This is a genomic window from Clostridium pascui, from assembly GCF_016908015.1.
GTDB lineage: Bacteria > Bacillota > Clostridia > Clostridiales > Clostridiaceae > Clostridium_AK > Clostridium_AK pascui.
In genome coordinates, this window is record NZ_JAFBDB010000017.1 from 1 (window position 1) to 2,512 (window position 2,512).

Consider the following 2,512-nt stretch of genomic DNA (forward strand, 5'->3'; position numbering starts at 1 on the left):
TTAGTCTTACTTCCATCATATAAACCATCTGAATCATACAGCTCTAAAGCCTTTGTTCCATAAAATCCGTCATTTACAACTCTAAGCTTTCCTGTACCAGAACTCATATCTCCTATAACCCAGGAAGAAGTACTGTTTTCAAAGGAAGAGTTATTTTTCACTAAATTAGTGGTACCTTCATATGCAGCTAAGGCTGTATCATAAGCATCATTCTTTTCAAAAACTGCATTTTCATCGTAAGGTTTTACTCCCTTATCACCCATTAGGTTATTATTTAGAGAAAAGCTTTGAACCTTTGAATAGCAAAGTCCAACAAGTACTGTGACCTGTTGGACTTTCTTTATAGCATTGTTTTGGATATTATAGTTTTGTATATAATATTAATTATTGTTATCTTTAATTTCCTCAATAGCAACTTGTAGAGCAGAAATAATTTGTTGAGCTTCATTAACATCAAACCATAACACGGCATCTCCACTATCTCTCTGTGAAACCGCTAATCCAATTTTAATGTTACCAAAGGATTTAACTATAACTACTCCATCGTTTTCCTCTTCAAATTCAGTATCTACTATGTTAATAGTTGCGATATTCTTAAGTTCATTATTCATCTAAAAAGCCTCACTTCCTATTTAGGATTAAGTATATTAGGAAATGTTCTCTTCATACTTTAATTAGTCATTTTTTTATTCAGCTCAGTAATTATTATGACTTCGCTATCAACTTTAAATTTATTAATTTTGTCGATTATTTTTAACAAACCAAAAATCACGCTAATAATTTTAGCAAACCCCCATTACAAAGATAAAGAGAAAAGTGTAAACCCTGTTTTATCCCTTAATTGAATTTCTGTATCTGAAGCCCAAACTAATTTTCCTAGATACTGAATATACATCCATTCACTTGGTTTTTCTGTTATTATTAATTTTTTTTTGACTACTTCATCTTGTTTATTACGAATTAGAACAAAAAAATCTATCGACTCTATCTTGTGCTCAATATATAATTCTGCAGTATACAATTTATTTGGACTCTTTGCTTTTTTACCAAACACCCAAAAATTATCATAATTTAATTCCTCAATTTTATTGACTACATTTTCTAAAGGTGTTAACTCCCACTCTTCTTCTTTTGCTATAGTAAAAAGGCTTTCTTTAATTATTTGTAATATTATTTGTTTTTTTTCATGGCTTTTCTTATTGAAGAAATTAACATAGTCTAGTTCATATCTAACTAAGCCTATTCCTGCACAACTACCTCTATAACAAGGATAAACTGTTTCAGGCTCTTTCTCAATACACTCAATGAGTATTTTAGAACTATTCTTAGTTTTATATTTGCCAAGCAATCTCATAAACATAGCAGCAATACATCTAGTTTCTAATTCAAATCTCCGCCTAACTCCAATCATCCAATTATTATCATAATCAATTTCTATAGCTTTCTCATAAGTACAATTATGTTGACTCATTATCTCCTTTAGAATCTCTGGTTTTTCTCTATATGGCAAACTTAACTGTATTTCTCTAAGATACATTTTTATTTCTCCTTTCAACTCTTATTTCAAGTCCCACCAATTATCAAACCCAGGTCTCAGATGATGATCCATCGAATGCCCCTGAGAATAGCGAAACTGTGCATTCAGCCATTCCCATTCAAGCGCACTTGGTCTGTCAGGAAAATATCCCATTATTCTTGAAGCGTATATGTCCCCTCCATCTTGCTTATTAAAATCTCTTACCTGTTTCTCTGCTCTATATGACTTTCCATCTAATCTTACTTTTCCACCACTAATCCCAACCTTAACTACATCTCCCGTATTTTTTCTATAAATCTCATATCCATGCTGAGACTTTTTACTTTGTTTGCTATTGCCATGAGTTTTTATTTTAGCAATAGTATTATTTACTGCGTTGCTTATTGTATTACTTATACTATCTATAGCATTATTAATGTATTCTTTTTGTTGCACTATATTATTGTACATTACTGTTGCTATTGTTGCCATTAATGCTAATTTCGCTTTATACATATATGAGTTAATCTTATTAGTAACATTATTGAAAAGAAGTCCACTTGGGTCTTCCATATTTACTGGGTTGTTACTGCAGTATGCAAACATATTATAGCTTAGTAATTCTCCTGGACTTCCAATAAGTCCATCCGCATTAATAAATCTGCCCATTTCAGGATTATAATATCTAGAATTTAAATAGTACAATCCTGTTTCAGTATCAAACCTATACGCTCTGTATCTATAAGGATTCTTAACTCCAACAGTTGATGCAAGTGTTCCTTTAATGTCACCTTGCTGAATTACAGTGCCGTTTTCATCCTTTAACTCGGCTTTACCATCGTGTTTGCCCCAAGTATCATAGGTATAGGATACAACTTGTGTTCCATTTTTATCAAATAAACCTATAATATCTCCTTGAAGGTTTCTTATATAGTAATATTCTACACCATTTAAGTTCATGGATACAAGGCTGCCATCACTATCATAGGTGTAGTA

At 31.5% G+C, this 2,512-nt stretch carries 4 protein-coding genes; all 4 read right to left on the reverse strand.

The window, feature by feature from the left end:
- Window positions 1-263, reverse strand: a 263-nt coding sequence (locus tag JOC70_RS19010) for a hypothetical protein (protein ID WP_204600429.1), incomplete at its 3' end; no start/stop codon positions are given.
- 117 nt (window positions 264-380) lie between these two features.
- Window positions 381-611 (reverse strand): hypothetical protein, encoded by a 231-nt coding sequence (locus tag JOC70_RS19015; RefSeq protein WP_204600430.1) that lies wholly within the window; start codon window positions 609-611, stop codon window positions 381-383.
- Window positions 612-796: 185 nt separating this feature from the next.
- Window positions 797-1,537: a hypothetical protein gene (locus JOC70_RS19020; protein ID WP_204600431.1), complete on the reverse strand. Its 741-nt coding sequence runs from the start codon at window positions 1,535-1,537 to the stop codon at window positions 797-799.
- A gap of 21 nt (window positions 1,538-1,558) precedes the next feature.
- Window positions 1,559-2,512: RHS repeat-associated core domain-containing protein (locus JOC70_RS19025; RefSeq protein WP_243429194.1), on the reverse strand; the 954-nt coding region annotated here is incomplete at its 5' end.